The sequence below is a fragment of the uncultured Corynebacterium sp. genome, from assembly GCF_902782855.1.
GTDB lineage: Bacteria > Actinomycetota > Actinomycetes > Mycobacteriales > Mycobacteriaceae > Corynebacterium.
In genome coordinates this window covers 1-19,916 of record NZ_CACZOO010000117.1, presented here as the reverse complement: position 1 = coordinate 19,916, position 19,916 = coordinate 1, and the positions used below count along the sequence as shown (strand labels likewise).

The following is a 19,916-nucleotide window of genomic DNA, read 5'->3' as shown; positions in this document are numbered from 1 at the left end:
CACCCAAACTATTATAAGGAAAACAATAAGGAGTACAAGAGCTTGCCGCACCCGTGAATGCTGCTTCACTGCGCGTCACCTCCTCCCCTGTGCTCCCCGAACACCTGACGCTCAGCGTCGTCGCGTGGCAGTACGCGGAACAGCACCCAACGCAGTGCCGCCGCGACAGCCACCGCGACCAGCGCCAGCGCCGCCAGAACTAGCGGTGTCTGGAACCACACCGGCAGGCCGACCACCCACTGCTCGAATCCGTCCGTCACCCGGCCGATACTACCCGGACAGGCTCAGGACCCTGCCAGCCCCCGACGCCGCAGCAGCGGCTCCACGCTGCGCTGCTGCCCACGGAACATCCAGAAGGCGTCGTCGTAGTCGATGGTCGCGCCGCGCGAGAGGATCATCCGGCGGAACCGGTCCCCGGCGAACCGGACGTCATCGGGGTCCGGGTGCTCCTGCCCGGCGGCGTCGGTGTCGACGAACCCCCGGAAACCGTCGGCGTCGAGCACCTCGGCCCACAGGTAGCTCCAGTAGTCGGCGGAGTAGCCGCCGGCGAAGATGTGGTTGAAGTACGTCGAGGAGTAGCGCGGAGCCAACCCGGGGACCACGAGCCCGGCGTCCTCCAGCGCCTGCCGCTCGAACTCCGCCACATCAGTGACCTGCGCGGCCTCCCCGGCGCTGAGCCGGTGCCACGCCAGATCGACGTGACAGGCGGCCAGGTACTCGGTCGTCGCGAAACCCTGACCCCACTGCGCCTCGGCGGTCACCGCGGCAGCCGTCTCCGGCGGGAGCGGTGCGCCGGTGTCCACGTGACGGGCGTAGTTCGCCAGCACCTCCGGTTCCAGCGCCCAGTTCTCGTTGATCTGGCTGGGGAACTCCACGAAGTCCCGCGGCACGTTCGTCCCCGACAGACTCGGGTAGCGCACATCAGAGAGCAGCCCGTGCAGTCCGTGCCCGAACTCGTGGAACAGGGTGGTGACCTCGTCGAGACTGAGCAGCGCCTCCTCCCCGTCAGCGGGCCTGGCGATGTTGAGCACGTTGACGACCACCGGGGTCTGACCGAGGAGGTTGTTCTGATCGACGAAGCTGCTCATCCACGCCCCGCCCCGCTTGGTGGGCCGGGCGTAGTAGTCGGTGAGCAGCAGGCCGATGCTGCCCCCGCCGTTGTCCCCGGCGTCGAGGACCTCCCAGACCCGCACGTCCGGATGGTAGCCGACGAGGTCCTCACGCGGCGTCACCCGGATCCCGTACAACCGCTCGGCGGCGAAGAAGACCCCGTCGCGCAGCACCCGGGACAGCGGGAAGTACTTCTTCAGTTCTGCAGTGTCCACCGCCAGGTCCTCGGCCCGCAACCTCCCCGCCCAGTACGGCCAGTCCGCCTCACTGAGGTCCCCGACCTGCTCACCACTGACGTGTGCCAGGTCCAGTGCCCGCTTGTACTCTCCGCGGGCGTTGTCCACCGCGGCGGGCGTGACCGTGCCCAGCAGGCCATCGACGGCGGCGACCGTACGGGCGGTCTCCTCGGCGACGACGAAATCCGCGTGACTGTCGAACCCGAGCAGTTCCGCCCGACGCGCCCGCAGTCGCACGGTCTCCAGCACAATGCCCCTGTTGTCCCCGTCACCGTCGGTCCCCCGGGCCCGGGACGCCGCCGCGATCTCCTGACGCAGTCCGGCGTCAGCCAGCTCCTCGAGAATGGGCTGCACACTGGGCAGGCCCAGCCGGATCAACCAGCCTTCCCTCCCCTCGGCGGCCGCGTCCGCCCGGAGCTGTTCTTTCCGGTCCTCACCGAGCCCCGCGAGGCGCGCCTCGTCGGTGACCAGCACGGCATGGCCGGCCGTGGACACCATGAGGTTGCGCCCGAACCTGGTCGACAGTTCCGCCAGCCGGGTGTCGATACCGGAGAGCTCCTCCCGGCCGGCGTCGTCGAGGTCCGCGCCGCCGCGGCGGAAACTCCGCAGCCAGTGCGCCAGCAACGCCTCGTTCTCACTGCCCTGCGGTTGCGGCGGCATGGCCTCCACCCGGCCGTAGAGGTCCCGGTCGAGCAGGATCCGGGCCCAGTGCGCCGACAGCTCCGGGGCGACCGCCTCCTCGACGGCGACGACCTCGTCGGTGGCGTCCGTGCCGGCGTAGTTGACGACGATCGCCAGCACACGCTGCAGCATCTGACCGGACGCCTCCAGGGCGTCCATCGTGTTCTCCCAGGTGGGGGCGTCCGGATTCGCGGTGATCGCGGCGATCTCGGCGTCATGGTCGTCGAGGGCGGTCCGGAAGGTGGGGACCAGGTCGGCGATGTCGATCGCGGCGAAGTCAGGCAGTTCATGGTCGAGCACGGAGGGTTCCAACAGGGGATTCATGCCCCCAGGGTAACCGGGGGACTTAGAGTGGTCGCCATGGCAGAACCCGTCCCCCCTCAGTTCACCACCCCGTACGGCCGCGTGTCCGGGTCCTCACGCGACGGAGTGTCCGTGTTCCGCGCGGTGCCGGTGGCGCACACTGGTCACTTCGACGCCCCGGAGGGACCCGAGCCGTGGGAGGGGATCCTGTGCTGCGCGGACACCCGGGAGCGACGGAACCTGCGCCTGCCGACGACGGTGTCCGTCTTCGCACCCCGGGACGCCCGTGCGCTGCCCGTCATCGCCTGGATCCACGGTGGACGGTACGAGGAGGGCCACGGCGACGACGGCTGGTACGACGGCACGGCCCTCGCCGCTTCCGGCTGCGTGGTCGTGACCCTGAACTACCGGAAGTGCCTGGAGGGTTTCCTGCCGCTCGACGGGGATGCTCCGGGCTCCTTCCGCGGTGTCGACGATCTCGTCCACCAACTGCGGTGGATACGGGACGCCGTGTCCCGGGTCGGTGGTGACCCCTCGAACGTCACCCTCGCCGGACAGTCCGCCGGTGGCGGGCTCGTCATGGCGCTGCTCACCGACCGGCGCGCGGATGACCTGTTCCACCGGGCGATGGTCCTCTCCCCCGGACTGCCCCGGATCCTGCCGCGGGTCGGGTGGAGTGTGCGCCGGGCGGTGGCGCGGATGTGCCTGGGGTCGCGGTTGACACGGGAGAAGGTCGGTCAGCTGAGCACGGCGCGGCGCACCCGGGCGTACCGACGGATGTCACTGATCTACTCCGCGGACTGCGCCCTGGGGCCGGGGCCGCTGGACCTCGGCGAGCTGCGGGAGGTCCCGCTGCTGGTGTCTACGATGGAGGACGAGTTCGTCCGCTTTCCCGGGGTATGCCAGCTCGACCGTGCCGTGGCACGGGCGGGTCTGCCGTCATGGGTGATGGTGCCGGGGATGCGGTTGCTGGGGGTGCCGCGGCGGAAGCTGGCCGGATGGTGCCGGTATGTCGGCGATGACCGCCCGATGGGTCGCACCGTCGGCGACACGATGATCCGCCGATGGGCGTCGGGGCTGCTGGAGGCCATGCCGGGAGACCGGGTCTGGGCGTGCGAGTTCCGGGGTGGGTCGTGGCGTGGCCAACGGATCGACGCACAGCACTGCGGGGAGCTGCCGTTGCTCTTCGGGACGCTGGAAGTCGGTCGTCGCCTGGTGGCCGAGACCTGTGGCCCGGACGCGCGGGAACGGCTCACCGACCTCGGTGCCCGGTACCGCTCCTCGGTGCTGGCCTTCGCCCACGGTGAGGGGCCGGGCTGGGAGCCGTTCGGTGGGGACCGGTCGGCGCGGGTGTTCAGTCTGCTCGGGGAACCGGACACCGGGGACCGGAACATCTACGGACCGCTCAGGTCGATGATCCCGGTCTAGAACGGGACCTCCCGGACTCCTCGCCTCCCTCCGCAGGTCAGGGCGAGGGTCAGCGCGATGCCGGTGATCGCTCGCCACGCCTTCCGAACTTCCTCGTGCTCGGTGCGGGTGGCCACCTTGCGTGCCAGTGACCGGTCGAAGGTGGTGACAGCCTTCGCCATGGGACCGGTGGGGACCGTGGTGACGGTGTGCCCGTCATCGATACTGGTCACCGAGATGCCTCCGTCGGGGTGACGGGTGAAATCCAGCAGTCCCCGGGTCTTCTCGTTGTGGCAGCTGCGGCACAGGGACTGCATCTTCTCGGTGTCCGTCCGGGGAGCGCCCTGGTTGTCCGGATGGTCGCTGTCGTAACGGTGGATGTGGTCGGCGTCCGCCGTGGCAGCGGGGTTCTCGCAGCCGGGCGCCCGGCAGGTTCCGTCGACGCCGGCGAGCAGGGCGCGCTGGTTGTCGGTGATGAACCGGGAGTCGTGGGCGGAGTGTGAGGGCACGGTCAGATCGGTCACTCGACGGATCCAGCGGTCCGTGGCGATGCCGTGCAGCCACCGGTTCTCCAGGTGGGTGGTGCCGGTGTCCATGTTCCGGTAGCAGTTCAGGGTGACCCGCACGTCGTCGACCGCACCATGGCACAGTTCGGTGAACCCGGCCGCCCGAGAGCAGGAGTGTGCGTCGGCGACGGCGTCGATGATGCGGACCACCCCGATCGCCTCATCGGCGGGGAGGGTGATGTGGAGGACCGTGAAGTCGTCGTTGCGGGCGTCCACCGAGAAATCGGCCTGCAGGGCCGCCGGCGGAACGTCCTGTGCCTCGGGGTCCACGGGCAGGGCGGTGGACTGGTGGGAGCCCACGATCTCGGTGACACCGCGGCGCAGGGTGACCGGACCGGGCACGACCTGTGAGGGTCGGGTGGGGGTGAGCAGGACCGCGACCTCGGCATCGACGGTCCCGATGTGTACATCGTCGACGCAGCAGGTGACGTCGGCGATGATGCGCAGCAGGTCGAGACTGAAGGCTCCGCAGGACACGGCGGAGGAGGTCTCGGGCATGCGGGTGAGCATGGTGCCCACCTCGCAGTAGGTCATGGCCCGGCCCCTGGTGACGCCCAGCCGACGGGCGACGGTTCCGGTGGTGCGCCGGACCTCGTCAGAGCCGGCGGGGGTCAGGGCAGCGGCGAGTGAGAGGTCGAGCAGGTTCGCCGCGGTCTTCGCCGCGGACAACAGGTCGCAGTTCGTCAGGATCGCCCAGCCGACGGGAGCGGCACTGTCGCGACGATGGTCGGGACCGGGGCGTTCGGTGGCGAGCTCACCACCCGGATCGTCGAGACAGTCCCTGGTCAGCGCCAGCAGGGCACCGTCGCCGGAAGACACATCGGAGACTATCTTATCGAACAGGGCATTGAACGCCATCTGGTGGACGGCCTGCCTTTTCGTGGTGGTGACAGCGGTCATGGCGCCTTCCGTGGAGCATCATCAGTGTGGTCACATCGGGTGACGTGGTGTAATGTCGAGCGTCTTCCGTCAATCCTACATCACCGACGCAAACCGTACAAGTGTTCGTACGAACAGCTTTTCTGGTACCGTCGGCGCTACCCGTTCCCGTCCCCGCCCCTCCTCCCCCTAGACTGGTCACCATGGCTCTCACCTTCCCCTCCCTGGACACCCTCCGCGCACGCAACACCATGAAATGGACGAAGTACGCCCCGGACGTCCTCCCCCTGTGGGTCGCCGAGACAGATTTCGCGACCTGTCCGGCCGTCGCCGCCGCGGTGCAGGACGCCGTCGCCCGTGAGTACTTCGGCTACCCGGAGATGGGCGCGGCGTCCCGCGAACTCGCCGAAGCGCTCGCGTCATTCTCCCTGGCACGTCACGGATGGTCGGTCGACCCCGCGAACGTCACCTACTGCCCGGATGTCGTCAAGGGGGTCATGGTCGCGGTCGAGGCGCTCACCGAGGAGGGCTCGACCATCGTCATACCGATGCCCGCGTACCCGCCGTTCCAGAAGGTTCCGCAGGCCACACGACGACCTGTGGTGTACGTGCCGATGCGGGGGGACGGTTTCGACCTGACTGCGTTGGAGGCTGCCTTCACCTCGGACGCCAACCCGCGTGGCGTCGGCTCGATGATCCTGTGCAACCCCTTCAACCCGCTTGGACGGGCATTCACCGCCGAGGAACTGCGCACCGTCGTCGAACTCGCCGCCACCCACCACGTCCGCGTGATCTCCGACGAGATCCACGCTCCGCTCGTCTACTCCGGCGCTCACACCCCCACCGCCACCGTCTCGGACACCGCCGCGGCGAACACCGTCACGGTCACGGCCACCTCCAAGGGCTGGAACACCGCCGGCCTGAAGTGTGCACAGATCATCGCGACGAACCCGGATGACGCCAGGATCATCGGCCACCTGTCGAATCTGCTGACCGGCGAAGCGTCCACCATCGGGTTGAAGGCAGCCACCTCCGCCTACACCGCGGGCTACGACTGGCTGGTCGAGGAGGTCGACTATCTCGCGGCGAACTGGGCCCACCTGGCGCAGCGGCTGCCCGAGGTCCTCCCCGGCATCCGGCTGCCGCGGCAGGAGGCGACCTTCCTCGCGTGGCTCGACCTCTCGGAGGTCGACCGGCTGCGTGACGGGAACGGCGTCGTCACCCGCCCCGCCGAGCGACTGCGGACGTTGGCGAAGGTCGCCCTCAACGAGGGCACCGACTTCGGCCCCGTCGGAGCGGGTCACGCCCGGTTGAACTTCGGCACCTCCCGGGACATCCTCGACAACGCACTCGACCGTATCGCCACCGCCGACCTCCACGGCGGCGAACCCTGCCCCGGAGACCTGTGAACAGCCTGACGCGAATCCTCCGCTCGACCCGCCAGCTCTGGCCGTACTACGTCATGGTCATCGCGGCGTCCACCGCGACCGCCCTACTGACCCTGGCCTCCCCGTTCCTCATCAAGGCGGCGACAGACGTCATCGTCGACGCCGTCGGCGGTCTGCGCGACGTCGACGACGCCGTCACCGTCGTCGTGTTCATCGCCCTCGGACTGTTCGCCACAGAGCTGGCCTTCACCGTCGTCCACAACATCGGCGGCTGGTTCGGCGACGTCATGGCGCTGAAGATGCGCCAGCTGCTGTCCGACCGGTACTTCGCCAAGCTCCTGTCTCTGCCGCAGACCTACTTCGACCGTCAGGTCACCGGCACCGTCATCTCCCGGCTCGACCGTTCGATCCTCGGACTGTCGCAGTTCATCCAGAGCTTCGCCAACAACTTCTTCTCCATGCTGCTCACGGTGCTGCTCGTCCTGGCGGTCACCTCCTGGTACTACTGGCCGCTCACCCTGCTGCTCATCATCGTCTTCCCGCTCTACCTGTGGCTCACCGCGCTGACGAGCCGGCGTTGGATGATCTGGGAGGCGGACAAGAACCACCACATAGACGCCGCCCAGGGCCGTTTCGCCGAGGTCATCGGCCAGGTGAAGGTCGTGAAGTCCTTCGTCACCGAGCGCCGTGAACTCCGGAGGTTCCAGGACCACTTCGCCGAAACCGTCAGTCTGACGAAGTCACAGTCACGCTGGTGGCACCTGATGGACACCATCCGCACCGGCGGGATGAACCTCATTTTCCTCGCGATCTACCTGGTGCTCTTCGTACGCACCCTGCACGGCCACTTCAGTCTCGGTGACATGGTCCTGCTCGTCCAGCTGGTCGCCACGATCCGTGGCCCGGCGTCCATGATGAGCTGGATGGTCGATTCGGCGCAGAAGGCCGCCGCCGGGTCACGGGACTACTTCGCCGCCATGGACGAGCTCCCCGAACCGACGGCGGACATCGCCCTGATCAACGCCGCATCCCCCCGTGGGGACGACCCGGTCGATCCGCTGCCGCCGGTCGAGCCACTCCCCCCGCTCTCCCCGGACGCCCCGGTGATCGACTTTGACGGCGTCTCCTTCGGCTACGCGTCGGACTCCCCGGCGGACGAGGTGATCCACGGGGTCTCCTTCACCGCGCACCACGGCGAGAAGGTCGCGCTGGTCGGCGAATCCGGCGGTGGGAAATCGACCCTGGTGAACCTGCTGCTCGGACTTTACCGGCCGACCGCCGGCGCACTTCGGATCAACGGTCACGACACCGCGGACCTCACCGCCGCACAACTACGCAGCATGGTCGGGGTGGTGTTCCAGGAGCCGTCACTGTTCTCCGGGACGATCCGGGAGAACATCGCCTACGGACGTCCCGACGCCACCGACGCCGACATCCTCGAAGTCTCCCGGCGGGCCAACGCCGACGGCTTCATCCGGGGGTTCACCGACGGCTACGACACCGTCATCGGTGAACGGGGTCTGCGATTGTCCGGCGGTCAGAAACAACGCATCGCCGTTGCCCGAGCGATGCTGAAGGACGCTCCCATCCTCGTCCTCGACGAGGCGACCTCCGCCCTCGACACCCGTGCCGAACAGGCCGTCCAGGCAGGACTGGAGGAACTGATGGCCGGCCGTACGACACTGGTCATCGCCCACCGGCTGTCGACGATCGCCACGGTGGACACGATCGTCACCCTCGACGGCGGCCACGTCGGCGAGACCGGTTCCCCCGCCGAACTCGCGACCTCCGGCGGCATCTACGCCGACCTGCTACGACTGACCGCAAGCTCCTCGGCTGCGGACCGCCGACGGCTCCGCAGCTTCGGCTTCCGTGACGGAACCCCCGACGACGAGGATGTCGACGGGGGTCCGGGGACGGAGCGGACGGACTAGTCGTCCTTGGCGCCGCCGATGATCTTGTTGGCGGCGTCGGTGGCCTTGTCCTTGAGCTCCTCCGCCTTGCCCTTGGCGTCGGACTTGACCTGGTCGGCCTTGCCCTCGTTCTCCAGGGACTCGTTGCCGGAGGCGTTGCCGAGTGCCTCCTTGGCCTTACCTGCCAGTCCCTCGGCCTTGTTCTTCAGATCGTCGATACCGGACATGCTGACCAGCTCCTTGGGTTCGGGGAATGCGTGCCCCTCCACTTGTACCGGAGAAATCCGCAGTGCGCACCCGTTCCGGTCCGCTGCGGAAAAGTGAACGGGCTCTACTTCCGACGTGCCCGGGGATCAGGCGCTGTAATCGTAGAATCCCTTGCCGGACTTGCGGCCGAGCTGGCCGGCCTGGACCATGCGGCGCAGCAGCGGCGGGCAGGCGTAGGACGGGTCACCGTACTCCTCGTGCATGACGTCGGCGATGAAGGCGCAGGTGTCCAGACCGACCATGTCGGCCAGGGTCAGCGGGCCCATCGGGTGTGACGCGCCGAGCTTCATGCCGGTGTCGATGTCCTCCTTGGTGGCCACACCCTGTTCCACCATGCGGATCGCGGAGAGCAGGTAGGGCACCAGGAGGAAGTTCACGATGAAGCCGGAACGGTCCTTGGCGAGGATCGCGGTCTTGCCGAGCACCTCGGTGGCGTAGGTGCGGGCGGTCTCCACGGTGGCGTCCGTGGTGGTGAGGGCCGGGATGACCTCCACAAGCTTCAGCACCGGAACCGGGTTGAAGAAGTGCAGGCCGATGACACGGCCCGGATTCTCCGTCGCCGATGCAATGGTCTGGATCGGCAGCGACGAGGTGTTGGAGCACAGCGGGGCGGTCTTGTCGGTGACGATGGCGTCGAGCTTGGCGAAGACGTCCTTCTTCACGTCCTCGTTCTCGATGATCGCCTCCATGACCAGTTCACGGTCGGCGAAGTCCTCCAGGGAGGTGGTGAAGGTGAGGCGTGCCAGAGCAGCGTCGCGCCCCTCCTCGGTGAGCTTGCCGCGGGAGACCGCCTTGTCCAGTGACTTCTCGATCCTGCCCCTGCCGGAGTCCAGGAACTCCTGCTTCGCCTCCCACACCAGGACGTCGCTGCCGGACTTGGCGGCGACCTCGGCGATGCCGCCACCCATCTGGCCGGCTCCGATGACACCTACACGCTGAACCATGCTCTTCTCCTTGATCGTATCGACAGGCTGTAACCGGGATCACGATACCCGACCCGGAGTACGGCCGCACACAGGTCACCCCCGGCACCTGACATGGCCGGGGGTGATCTGCTGACGTTTCAAGAGGAGAATGCGCAGCTGCCGTATAGAGGGTTCCTTCCGATTCCGTGACATCCCGTCTCTCTCGGGGACACCACTGAATCTACGACCCGTCCCTGTCAGGTCACTGGCAGCTCACTGCGGTCTCTCTAAGACCTTCGGGATCCGGGGTCAGGCACCGACACGGTGGAGGTGGTCCTGCATCCCGTCGAAGACGTTGAACAGCACCGGGGAACCGTTCGACAGGGTGCCGACGATGTGGATCCTGCCGTCGGTGCCGAGGATGTACAGCGGGCTCCCCGAGTCACCGGCAATGGCCGGGATCGCGGCGAAGACCTCCTGGCTCTCTGCGTTGACCGACAGCACCGGCCCACAGGTACGACCCGTCCTGGCACCGTCCTTGCAGACCAGACCACCGACAAGGTTGGGGGTCACCGGGACCGGGTCACCGGTCTCCAGCCGCTGGCCGGTGAGCAGCGGATCAAGCAGCGGGATGCCGGTGTTCGCGCGGCTGGAGATACCGTTGACGTCCGGGGTGACCGACTCATCGAGGCGGAACCAACCGAAGTCGTCGAGCCCGGCATTCGGATCGGCGACGTTGGCACCGCCGTCGAGAATGTGACCTCCGGCGGCGATATCGTCGGCGTCCGCGAGCAACTCCCCACGGTCGGTGGAGATCTCGACGGGCTGACCGCCGAACTCCTCCGGGTCCAGGCAGTGACCGGCGGTGATGCCGTAATAGGTGCCGCCGCTCACAGCGACGGAGTTCAGGGTGCACAGTCCCTGGGCACCGTTGTCCGCGGTGATCACGATGGGGGCGCCGCCATGGGTGGTGGTGGCCCCGGCGACCGCCGGCGCCGCGATGGCGGTGGCGGTGGCGGTGAGGGCCGACACACCGAGGACAGTGGTTTTACGGAGGAAGCTCATGACACCGCAGTCTAGACCATCAGGGCCCCTCAGTAGGCCGCATCAGGGTCCAGCTCGGTGGGCATCCGCTCCCCCGCCAGGAGAGCCCGGTAGTTCGCCGCGACAGGTCCGGCCAGCTGCCGGTCCATCGAGGAGACGGTGTTCGCCGAGTGCGTGGTCACGGTGACATTGTCCATCTCCCACAGAGGGTGGCCGTCCGGCAGCGGCTCCGGGTCGGTGACATCCAGTCCCGCCCCCGACACCTGACCGGACCGCAGGGCGTCCACCAGATCGTCGGTGACGACCACCGGGCCGCGGGCGACGTTGACGAGGGTCACCCCGCGACGGCAGGACGCCAGGGCCCCGGCGTCGATGAGCCCCCGGGTGTCGTCGGTGAGCGGGGCCGAGAGCACGATGTGGTCGGCCTCCGGAAGAACCTCGTGCAGCCGGTCGAAGGGAACGGTCCGCCGTGCCCCGTCGACCGGGCGTCCGGAATGGTTGACGGCGATGAACCGCGCGCCGAACGGGGTGAGCATGTCGATGAGGTGGCGTCCGATACCACCGGCGCCGACGATGAGCACCGTGGAACCCGCCAACCAGCGCGTTCCGGCGTCCACCTCGCGCCACACCTTCCACGACCGCCGCCGGGCGATGCGCACGTGCATGTGCGTCACCGAGAGGAGCAGACCCACCGCAGCTTCCGCGACCTGACGTCCGTAGATGCCCGAGGCATTGGACCAGCGACGGTCGCCGGACGGCCCGGCGGTGACGAGGCCTGCCTCGAGGAAACCCTCGATCCCGGCCTGACACAGCTGGACCCACCGCACCCGCTCCGGCAGGTCGGGGAACCTGTCCGGGCGCACGGCAACACAGACGAAGCCGTCCGCGTCCGCGATGTCGTCGACGATGACAGCCCCCTCCGCCTCCAGCGCTGCGGCGGTCTCCGGCAGGGGGATGGCGGCGATGTGGATCTTCAGTGCGTTGTCCGTCATGACCCCCTTTGTACCCCGGATCAGTTGTTGAGGCGGTTCCCGAGATCGTCGAGGAACCTGTCGAGGTTGTCGCCGAGCTGATTGCCCCAGTCCTCGACGACATCCGGGGACGGGAGTTCGGACGGAAGCCTGACGTCCGGCTCCGGACTCTGTGTGACGGTGCGCTCCACCGTCCGGGTCACGGTCGTCTCGGTGGTCGTGGTGTCCCCCCGGTCGGAGAGCCAGAGAATGAAGAACAGTAGAGCGACACCCGCCGCGAGCAGCAGGATCACGGAGGTCCACACCGCTCCGGCGCTCCGACGCCGCCGTGGCCGGTACCCGGACTCCTCCAGGAACCCGTCGTTGTCGTCGCCGAACTGCCGCGTCGGTTCCTCAGGCATCCGGTGGTAGTCCGGCGGCCGGGGCCGGTCTCGGTCCGGGGAAGTGTCACGGAAATCCATCGTTCGAGTGTAACCCGCCCACCGGCCCCGGCGGTCGATCGCGCCCCGCACCGCACACCCGAACGGGTATGCGCGTTCTGATCCTGCACCCCGACCATCTAGGATGGACCCGAAGTGACGAGACGTTCCACGACTGCACCAACGAACCAGGAGACGTTCAGATGATCCGCATCAGCCGTACCGCTGCCCTTTCCGCCGCCGCTCTACTGGCACTGGGTATCACGGCATGCTCCCCGCCCAACCAGAAGAACAGTGACGCCCCCCAGATCACCACCGTCACCCCGGAGCGCGGGTACGAGGGCGCCGGGCTCCCGGAGACCTCCGCCGCCGAATCGACCGAGAGCGGGACCCAGACCGGAATCGAGACCGGGCTGGACGCCGGGTACGTCGACTCCGCCGAGCCCACCGCGCACTGACCGGGGGGCACAGGGCGCCAGCTAGTCTGGTCGCCATGCGCATCTTCGGCTTCAGTTCCTACGGCGGCCCTGACGTCGCCGGATTCCTCGATGTACCGACCCCGGACCCCACCACCGTCCCGGTCGGCGGCATCCTCATCGACACCGCCGTCGCCGCCGTCAACCCGGCGGACATCAAGGTCAGGTCGGGCGCGCGACGGGGCAGTTTCCCGGTCCGGTTCCCCATGGCGATGGGACGCGAGGCCTGCGGCACCGTGCTCGCGGCCGACCCGGTCACCGGGGTGACCCCTGGCACGGTGGTCTTCGGCAACACACTCAGCGGCACGGGGGCCTTCGCCGGGAAGGTGTACCTCGACGCCGTGTCCGCCACACCGGTGCCCGACGGGGTGGCCCCCGCACAGGCCGCCTGCATCCCCGTCGCCGCGGGCACCGCCCGGGACATCCTCGACGAACTGTGCCACGACGGCCTGGAGGCCGGCGGCACCGTCCTCGTCCTCGGTGCCGGGGGCGGTGTCGGGCACTGTGCGGTGCAACTTGCCCGTGCCCTGGGGATGCGGGTGACCGGCGTGGCCGGTGCGGACAAACACGCGTTCCTCGAGTCCCTGGGGGCCACCCCTGTCGCCTCCGGCGACGGTTGGACCACTGCGGTGCGAGACTCCGGACCGGTGGACGCGGTGATCGACCTCGTCGGCGGCGATGTCCTGCTCGACGCCCTCGGCATGACAGACGGCCCCGTACGCAGTGTCGCGGATCCCACCGTCGGGGGTGGCGTGACCCGACGGCGCAGCCGGGCGGTGTTCACCGGCCTCGCGGAACTGGTCGCCGACGGGACATTGACGCCGCACATCCCGGCGTCCTTTCCCTTCTCCCGGGCGATGGAGGCGGTGGCCGCGGTAGAGACCGGGCACGCCACCGGGAAGACCGTGGTCACGTTCTGAGAACCACATCTGAATCATGATTCGGCGTACCATCGGGGTATGAGCGAAATCCGGAACGTCACTGTGCTGGGGACCGGCGTCCTCGGCTCCCAGATCGTCATGCAGGCCGCGTACGCGGGCAAGAACGTCGTCGCGTACGACATCGGACAGGAGCTTCTCGACAAGCTCCCCGACCGGTGGGAGTGGATGCGCGGCCACTACGCCGAGGACCTCGGGGACTACACCACCGAGAAGTTCGACGCCGCCGTCGCCCGCATCACCACCTCCACCGACGTCGCCGACGCCGTCAGCACGGCCGACGTCGTCATCGAGGCGGTCCCCGAGAACCTGGACCTCAAGAGGAAGGTCTGGGGCACCGTCGGCGGGTCGGTCAAGGACTCGGCCATCCTGCTGACCAACTCCTCATCGCTGCGTCCCTCCGATTTCGCGGACGCCACCGGGCACCCCGACCGCTTCCTCGCCCTGCACTTCGCCAACATGGTGTGGCGCGCCAACACCGGCGAGGTCATGGCCACCGCGAAGACCGACCCCGCGGTCTTCTCCCGCACCGTCGAGTTCGCCCGCGAGATCAACCTCCGGCCTTTCCCGGTCCACAAGGAGACCCCCGGCTACCTCCTCAACAGCCTGCTCATCCCGTGGCTCGACGCCGCCGGTGACCTCTACGCCAACGAGGTCGCCAACCCGCACGTCATCGACGCCGACTGGAAGGTCTCCACCGGCGCCCCGAAGGGCCCGTTCGAGACCTACGACATCGTCGGATTCAACGTCGCCGTGAACATCGGCCGCAACCGGACCGACGCCACCCCGTCCCAGAAGAAGTTCACCGACCTCCTCGAGGAGCGCGGCATCAGGCAGGGCAGGACCGGACTCGGTGACCGCTGCGGCTTCTACGAGTACGACGCGGACGGGAAGATCATCCGCCCGAACCCGGACTGGATCATCTACGAGGACTGACCGGCGGTAGGATCCGGGGTCATGCCCAAAAGTGTCGACCATGACCTGAGACGCCACGAGATCATCGGCTCGGTGTGGCGGCTCATCGCCGACGAGGGGATCGACGCGGTGACCACCCGGCGTATCGCCGACGTCACCGGCTACTCCAACGGGTTGCTGCGCTACTACTTCCCCGGCAAGGACTCCGTCATCACCGAGGCCTACCGGTACGTCGTCGAGGCCACCGACATCCGCGCCGCCCTGTCCACCACCGAGCGGGGGCTCACCGGGCTGCGGACGCTGGCCCTGGAGATCCTGCCGCTCGACGACGTCCGTCGCGCAGAGGCGCGGGTGGCGCTGGCCTTCTGGCAACGCGCGCTGACCCACGCTGACGAGGCCGACCTGTTCGCCCGGAGCTTCAGCTCCTGGCGCGACTTCTTCACCGCACGGCTCTCCGAGGCCGTGGCGGACGGCGAGATCGCCGCCGACACCGACACAGTGGCAGCGACCGACGAACTCCAGAACCTGCTGATGGGGGCCCAGATCACCGCGGCCTTCGGCACACCGGAGGGGGACACGCGACGACTCGTCGTCCTGCTCGACAGATTCCTCCACCGTTTTTCTCCGCCCGTACAATAACGTCACCGCGCGGCAACTGGCCGGAAACACGGCAGCAGTTGACTGTCCCCCATGACAGCAACGCTCAACACCGCACTGACGACCCGTTACCTCTCCGAACCCGACATGATCGCCGCCGGGGTCACGGACATGCCGGCCTGCGTCGACACCATGGAGACGATGTTCACCCTCCTCGGCGTCGACGACTACCGCATGGGCGGGACCAACCACAACTCCCACGGCTCCGAGATCCTCTTCCCCGACGAGTCACCCCACCCGCGCATGCCTGTCAACGGGCCGGACCGTCGCTTCATGGCGATGCCCGCCTACCTCGGCGGAGAGTTCCACACCGCAGGAGTGAAATGGTACGGCTCCAACATCGACAACCGTCGCTCCGGACTGCCCCGCTCCATCCACACCTTCGTCCTCAACGACGCCGACACCGGCGCCCCGCTGGCCATCATGAACGCCAACCTCCTCTCCTCCTACCGCACCGGCGCCGTCTCCGGCGTCGGTGCCCGGCACCTGGCGAAGCCCGGCGCGACCGTCGCCGCCGTCATCGGACCGGGCGTCATGGGGAAAACCGCCCTGGAGGCCTTCGCCGCAGGCGTCCCCACCCTGGACACCGTGCGGATCAAGGGCCGCAGCCAGGCCGGTATCGACGGCTTCGTCTCCTGGGTGCGCAGCACACTGCCCCAGTTCACGACGGTCGAGGTCGTCGACACCGCCGAGGAGGCCGTCCGCGGCGCCGAGGTCATCGCCTACGCAACCACCGCACCGACCGGTGCGGCGAACTATCCCGTGATCGACCCCGCGTGGTTGTCCCCCGGCGCGTTTCTCGCCGCACCTGCCTGCATCAACATCCCCGATGACTGGTTGACCGGCGGGGCGGGGCGTCTCGTCCTCGACAACCGCAGCCTCTACGAGGCGTGGCACGAGGAGTTCGGCGACGACGCTTTCGAGACGGTCGGCATCATCGGAAACAAGTTCCTCACCCTGGAGAAGAACGGGGCGCTCCCCGAAGGCACCGTCGTCGACCTCGCCGACATCATCAACGGGGACGCCGTGGGGCGGCGCAGCGCCGGCGCCGCTGAGGACATCGTCATCTTCTCCGTCGGCGGTATGCCGGTGGAGGACGTCGCCTGGGCGACGACCGTGTACCGCAGGGCCTGCGAAGAGAACATCGGCACCGTGCTCCCGGTGTGGGACACCCCGGAGATGGCCTGATGAACACACACCACGACCACCACGACCACTACGACCACGTCGTCATCGGCTGCGGGACCATCGGTTCGATGGCCTTGTGGCAGCTCACCGAACTCGCGCCGGGGGCCCGCGTCCTCGGGATCGAGCGTTTCGACCGGGTCCACACGAAAGGTTCCTACGCGGGAGAGTCGCGACTGTTCCGCGTCGCGCTCAAGGAGGGTGGCATCTACATCCCCCTGGTGCAGCGCGCCCGCGAAATGTGGCTGGCTATGAACGAACGGTCCGGCCGCGACATCTTCCTGCCCGTCGGCGCGGTCTCGGTCGGGCCGGCCGACTTCCCCACCATGGTGCAGACCATGGCGGTCATCGAGGAGTTCGGTCTGGAGCACGAGGTCCTCGACGCCGCCGGGCTGGCCGACCGCTATCCCGTGTTCGCGGCGTCCTCCCCCGGGTCGGCGCCGGACGCCGCGATCGTCGACCCGGCCGGTGGTGGTGTCCGGCCCGAACTCGCCGTCGCCTACGCCCAACAGTTCGCACTGGAGGCCGGGGCGGAGCTGTGGGACAACACCCGCGTACTCGCGGTGGAACCGGGCGCGGACAGCACCCTCATCCGCACCGACAGGGGTGAGGTCACCGCGGACCGGGTCATCGTCGCCAACGGGTCATGGGCCGCGGACCTCTACCCTGACCTCGCCGACCACATCAGCGTCCAGACCATCCCCCTGACCTGGTACCTGCCCCTGGACATCACCGGTTTCCTGCCCGGGAATCTCCCGATCTTCATGCGGGACATCGTCCGGACGGACGGGAGCGTCTGGCACTGCTACGGCGCCCCGACCCTCGACGGCTACTCCGTGAAGATCTCCCACGGGGACTTCGTCGGCGAGGCAGACACCCCCGACCGACTGGAGGTGCTGCGCACCGGCGAGATCCCGGAGGACGTGCTGCAGGTCTTCTCGGAACGGACCGCCGCCCTCTTCGACGGCGTGCTCGACGCACCGGTACGGATCTCCCTGCACCACGACGGGTTCACCACCGACCACGCCCCCGTCCTCGGACATGTCCCGGGGACCGGCGGCGCCGTCACCGTCGCCACCGGGATGAGCGGCAACGGCATGAAGTTCGCCCCGGTCTACGGCCGGATCGCCGCCGAGCTGGCGGTGACCGGTGACTCCCCGCTACGCCCGCCCGCCTTCGACTACCCCACCGCCGCCCGTGAACCATCCCCCACCATCATCCCCGCCACCATCCATCTCTAGGAGCTTCCCGTGCCAGCACCAGCGACCACCACCGCACCAGCGGTGTCCTCCCGAGGCCTGAGGTCGGGGTCCCTCACCACCGCCTCCATCGTCTTCATGGTCATCGCCGCCGCCGCGCCGCTCACCGTCATCGGCGGCGCGCTCCCCATCGGCATGTCCATCGGCAACGGACCCGGCTACCCGGCGATGTACGCCCTCGGCGCCGTGATCCTCATCCTCTTCTCCGTCGGTCTGACCACGATGTCGAGGTTCATCGACGAACCCGGTGCCTTCTACTCCTACGTCGAGACCGCGTTCGGACGCCGCCTCGGCATGGGCACCGCCTACCTTGCCCTGCTCACCTACACCGCCATCCAGTTCGCCGTCTACGGTTTCCTCGGCGCCCAGCTCTCCTCACTCCTCGACCCCGTCGTCGGCGTCCCCTGGTGGGTGTACTCGCTGGCCGTCGCCGGTGTGGTGGGCTACCTCGGCTACCGTAACATCGAACTGAGCTCGAAGGCACTGGGCGTCCTGCTCATCGCCGAGATCGCCATCGTCGTGCTCATCGACCTCGTCGTCACCGGCAGGGGTGGTGCAGAGGGGCTCAACGCCGACCCCTTCCTGCCGGAGAACATCTTCTCCGGTTCGATGGGCATCGGCCTGATGATGGCGATGGCCGGATTCATCGGCTTCGAGGCCACCACCGTCTTCCGGTCTGAGGCGAAGGACCCGGACCGGACGATCCCGCGGGCGACCTACATCTCCGTCGCGGTCATCGGCGTCTTCTACACCGTCTCCGGCTGGGCCGTGGTCCAGGCGTGGGGCACAGACAGGGTGCTGGCCGAGGCGACGGACGATCCTGACAACATGATCGCCCACACCGCGGAGAACTATCTCGGGTCCTGGGCCGGTCCGGTCGTCGACATTCTGTTGTTGACCAGCCTGTTCGCCTGCGTCCTGTCCTTCCACAACGTGCTCACCCGCTACCAGCACGCCATCTCGTACAAGCGTGGCCTGCCGCGGGCACTGCGCGCGGTGCACCTGACCCACCGGTCGCCGCACATGTCCTCCATCGTCCAGACCGCGACGGTCGTGCTGCTCACCGTGGTCTGCGCGCTGGTCGGTATGGACCCGGTGACCGAGATCTTCACCTGGTTCTCCGGGCTCGCGACGTTCACCATCGTCATTCTCATGCTGCTCGTCTCGGTGGCGGTGGTCGCGTGGTTCCGGGCCCGCCCCGAACTGCAGGTCTCCCCGTGGAAGCGGCTCATCGCCCCGGTGCTGTCCTTCCTCGGGCTGGGCACGGCCCTGTTCTTCATCATGACGAACTTCACCGTGCTCTTCGGCAGCGCGCCCGTCGCCTGGGTGATGGCTGTCTCGGCACCGGTCGTGTTCGTCCTCGGCACGGTCTTCGCCACCTTCGTCCCGGAATTCGACGACAAGGTCATCACCCGGAACATGGCGAAGCGGATGTGACCCTCTACAGCCGGGTGTAGCCCTGCCCGGTGAGTTGCACTGAGACACCGGTGGTGGTGTCGGTGACGGTGACGGCGTCCCCGGTGGTGGTGTCCACGGTGTAGCGTTCGCCGACGGTGGTCACCGTTCCGGCCGGCAGGGCGTCCGAGGGACTGATACCGGAGTTACCGAGCAGAGCGTAGACCTCGGGATCGGCACCCGGCCGGTAGGCCACCGCATTGGCCTCGCCACCGTCGGTCGCGTCCCAGCCGAGGTGGGCGGGCACCTCGCAGGCCCAGGCGTATCCCTCCGACGCCGGGTCGTCGACGAAGTCGCAGAGCAGGGTGTGCTCCCCCATCGGCACCCGGTAGCCGCCGACGGCGACCGAGGTGACGGGCGGCGTGGATTCAGGGGTCTCGCGGATCTCCGGGGCCGGGGTGGGCCGCGGGGCGACATCCTGCCCCTCGGTCGGCTGTGGAGCCGACTGGTCTGTCGAGGAGCTGAACACGGTGTCGACATGGTTGTCGTTGCTGCCCGCGTCCTCCACCCCGGTTCCGTCATTGTCGCACCCGCCGAGCAGTAGAGCACCACCGAGCACACCGACAGCGGCGACGGCGGACAGACGGACGGTACGGCGTTCACGGTGTGACACGACGGGACTCCTCGGACGACGGTTGCGGTACCCCACCACCGTGCCACAGTTGTCGGGTGGGCGGTGGCGGCGGGGGGAATTTCCGGGACGCGCCTGCCGGTTCACGACCAGTACCGCAAGAGAGATCCACACGACGCGGCACAGAATCAGAACCTCCCCGGGTCGAACAGCGTGATGTCGTGGCGGGTGGTGCCGTCGACCACGATGACATCCGGCAGCGTCGGATGGGCGTCGGATGGGCACCGAGCACACCACCGGTACCCGGGGTCGGCCGGGCTCTCGAGGGGTCGGGCGTGGACTGCCGCCGCCGACGCCGGACGCGCCGGTGT

Annotated in this window: 20 protein-coding genes; 10 read left to right on the top strand and 10 right to left on the bottom strand. The window is 68.3% G+C overall.

The window, feature by feature from the left end; translation table 11 throughout:
* Positions 1–65 precede the first annotated feature (65 nt).
* Together QZV72_RS05585 and QZV72_RS05580 are read right to left on the bottom strand one after the other, a co-directional pair.
* Positions 66–260 carry a hypothetical protein gene (locus tag QZV72_RS05585; protein ID WP_297006142.1) on the bottom strand — a complete coding sequence of 65 codons (195 nt, stop codon included), beginning with the start codon at positions 258–260 and terminating at the stop codon, positions 66–68.
* A 24-nt stretch (positions 261–284) separates the two neighbouring features.
* Positions 285–2,351: a M3 family metallopeptidase gene (locus QZV72_RS05580; RefSeq protein ID WP_297006140.1), complete on the bottom strand. Its 2,067-nt coding sequence runs from the start codon at positions 2,349–2,351 to the stop codon at positions 285–287.
* A gap of 36 nt (positions 2,352–2,387) precedes the next feature.
* Between QZV72_RS05580 and QZV72_RS05575 the strand changes: the two genes are divergently transcribed.
* Positions 2,388–3,758: a carboxylesterase family protein gene (locus QZV72_RS05575; protein WP_297006138.1), complete on the top strand. Its 1,371-nt coding sequence runs from the start codon at positions 2,388–2,390 to the stop codon at positions 3,756–3,758.
* Here QZV72_RS05575 and QZV72_RS05570 read toward each other — a convergent pair.
* Positions 3,755–5,203 carry an HNH endonuclease signature motif containing protein gene (locus QZV72_RS05570; RefSeq protein WP_297006136.1) on the bottom strand — a complete coding sequence of 483 codons (1,449 nt, stop codon included), beginning with the start codon at positions 5,201–5,203 and terminating at the stop codon, positions 3,755–3,757. The genes QZV72_RS05575 and QZV72_RS05570 overlap by 4 nt on opposite strands.
* A 182-nt stretch (positions 5,204–5,385) precedes the next feature.
* On the opposite strand from QZV72_RS05570, the gene QZV72_RS05565 reads away from it, so the two are divergent.
* A complete protein-coding gene (locus tag QZV72_RS05565; protein WP_297006135.1) occupies positions 5,386–6,591 on the top strand; it encodes a MalY/PatB family protein in 1,206 nt (401 codons plus the stop codon).
* A complete protein-coding gene (locus QZV72_RS05560) occupies positions 6,588–8,504 on the top strand; it encodes an ABC transporter ATP-binding protein (protein WP_297006133.1) in 1,917 nt (638 codons plus the stop codon). The genes QZV72_RS05565 and QZV72_RS05560 overlap by 4 nt, the downstream gene beginning before the upstream one ends.
* On the opposite strand, the gene QZV72_RS05555 is transcribed toward QZV72_RS05560, so the two are convergent.
* The 5 genes from QZV72_RS05555 to QZV72_RS05535 form a co-directional block, all read right to left on the bottom strand.
* A complete protein-coding gene (locus tag QZV72_RS05555) occupies positions 8,501–8,710 on the bottom strand; it encodes a CsbD family protein (RefSeq protein ID WP_297006132.1) in 210 nt (69 codons plus the stop codon). The two genes, QZV72_RS05560 and QZV72_RS05555, sit on opposite strands and share 4 nt — an antisense overlap.
* Positions 8,711–8,836: 126 nt before the next feature.
* Positions 8,837–9,694, bottom strand: coding sequence for a 3-hydroxybutyryl-CoA dehydrogenase (locus QZV72_RS05550; RefSeq protein WP_297006131.1), 858 nt, complete (start codon positions 9,692–9,694; stop codon positions 8,837–8,839).
* Between the two features lie 270 nt (positions 9,695–9,964).
* A complete protein-coding gene (locus QZV72_RS05545) occupies positions 9,965–10,720 on the bottom strand; it encodes a hypothetical protein (protein ID WP_297006129.1) in 756 nt (251 codons plus the stop codon).
* Between the two features lie 29 nt (positions 10,721–10,749).
* Entirely contained in the window at positions 10,750–11,691 is a 942-nt protein-coding gene (locus QZV72_RS05540) for a D-isomer specific 2-hydroxyacid dehydrogenase family protein (protein WP_297006127.1), read from the bottom strand.
* 20 nt (positions 11,692–11,711) lie between these two features.
* Positions 11,712–12,131: a hypothetical protein gene (locus tag QZV72_RS05535; RefSeq protein WP_297006125.1), complete on the bottom strand. Its 420-nt coding sequence runs from the start codon at positions 12,129–12,131 to the stop codon at positions 11,712–11,714.
* A 161-nt stretch (positions 12,132–12,292) separates the two neighbouring features.
* Between QZV72_RS05535 and QZV72_RS05530 the strand changes: the two genes are divergently transcribed.
* From QZV72_RS05530 to QZV72_RS05500, 7 genes are read left to right on the top strand one after another with little or no spacing between them, the layout of a single operon-like run.
* Complete coding sequence (locus QZV72_RS05530; protein ID WP_297006123.1) at positions 12,293–12,547, top strand: hypothetical protein; 255 nt, start codon at positions 12,293–12,295, stop codon at positions 12,545–12,547.
* 35 nt (positions 12,548–12,582) lie between these two features.
* Positions 12,583–13,485 carry an NADP-dependent oxidoreductase gene (locus tag QZV72_RS05525; protein WP_297006121.1) on the top strand — a complete coding sequence of 301 codons (903 nt, stop codon included), beginning with the start codon at positions 12,583–12,585 and terminating at the stop codon, positions 13,483–13,485.
* Positions 13,486–13,524: 39 nt separating this feature from the next.
* Positions 13,525–14,439 carry a 3-hydroxyacyl-CoA dehydrogenase gene (locus QZV72_RS05520; RefSeq protein ID WP_297006119.1) on the top strand — a complete coding sequence of 305 codons (915 nt, stop codon included), beginning with the start codon at positions 13,525–13,527 and terminating at the stop codon, positions 14,437–14,439.
* A 21-nt stretch (positions 14,440–14,460) separates the two neighbouring features.
* Positions 14,461–15,057 (top strand): TetR/AcrR family transcriptional regulator, encoded by a 597-nt coding sequence (locus tag QZV72_RS05515; RefSeq protein ID WP_297006117.1) that lies wholly within the window; start codon positions 14,461–14,463, stop codon positions 15,055–15,057.
* 51 nt (positions 15,058–15,108) lie between these two features.
* On the top strand, positions 15,109–16,263 hold the full coding sequence (locus QZV72_RS05510; protein ID WP_297006115.1) for a tyramine oxidase subunit B: 1,155 nt from the start codon (positions 15,109–15,111) through the stop codon (positions 16,261–16,263).
* A complete protein-coding gene (locus tag QZV72_RS05505; protein ID WP_297006114.1) occupies positions 16,263–17,501 on the top strand; it encodes an FAD-dependent oxidoreductase in 1,239 nt (412 codons plus the stop codon). Before QZV72_RS05510 ends, QZV72_RS05505 begins: the two co-directional genes overlap by 1 nt.
* A 9-nt stretch (positions 17,502–17,510) precedes the next feature.
* Positions 17,511–18,956, top strand: a complete 1,446-nt coding sequence (locus QZV72_RS05500; protein WP_297006112.1) for an APC family permease — start codon at positions 17,511–17,513, stop codon at positions 18,954–18,956.
* Between the two features lie 4 nt (positions 18,957–18,960).
* On the opposite strand, the gene QZV72_RS05495 is transcribed toward QZV72_RS05500, so the two are convergent.
* Both QZV72_RS05495 and QZV72_RS05490 read right to left on the bottom strand, forming a co-directional pair.
* A complete protein-coding gene (locus tag QZV72_RS05495) occupies positions 18,961–19,587 on the bottom strand; it encodes a hypothetical protein (RefSeq protein WP_297006110.1) in 627 nt (208 codons plus the stop codon).
* Between the two features lie 146 nt (positions 19,588–19,733).
* On the bottom strand, positions 19,734–19,916 hold a 183-nt coding region (locus QZV72_RS05490; protein ID WP_297006108.1), incomplete at its 5' end, for a hypothetical protein.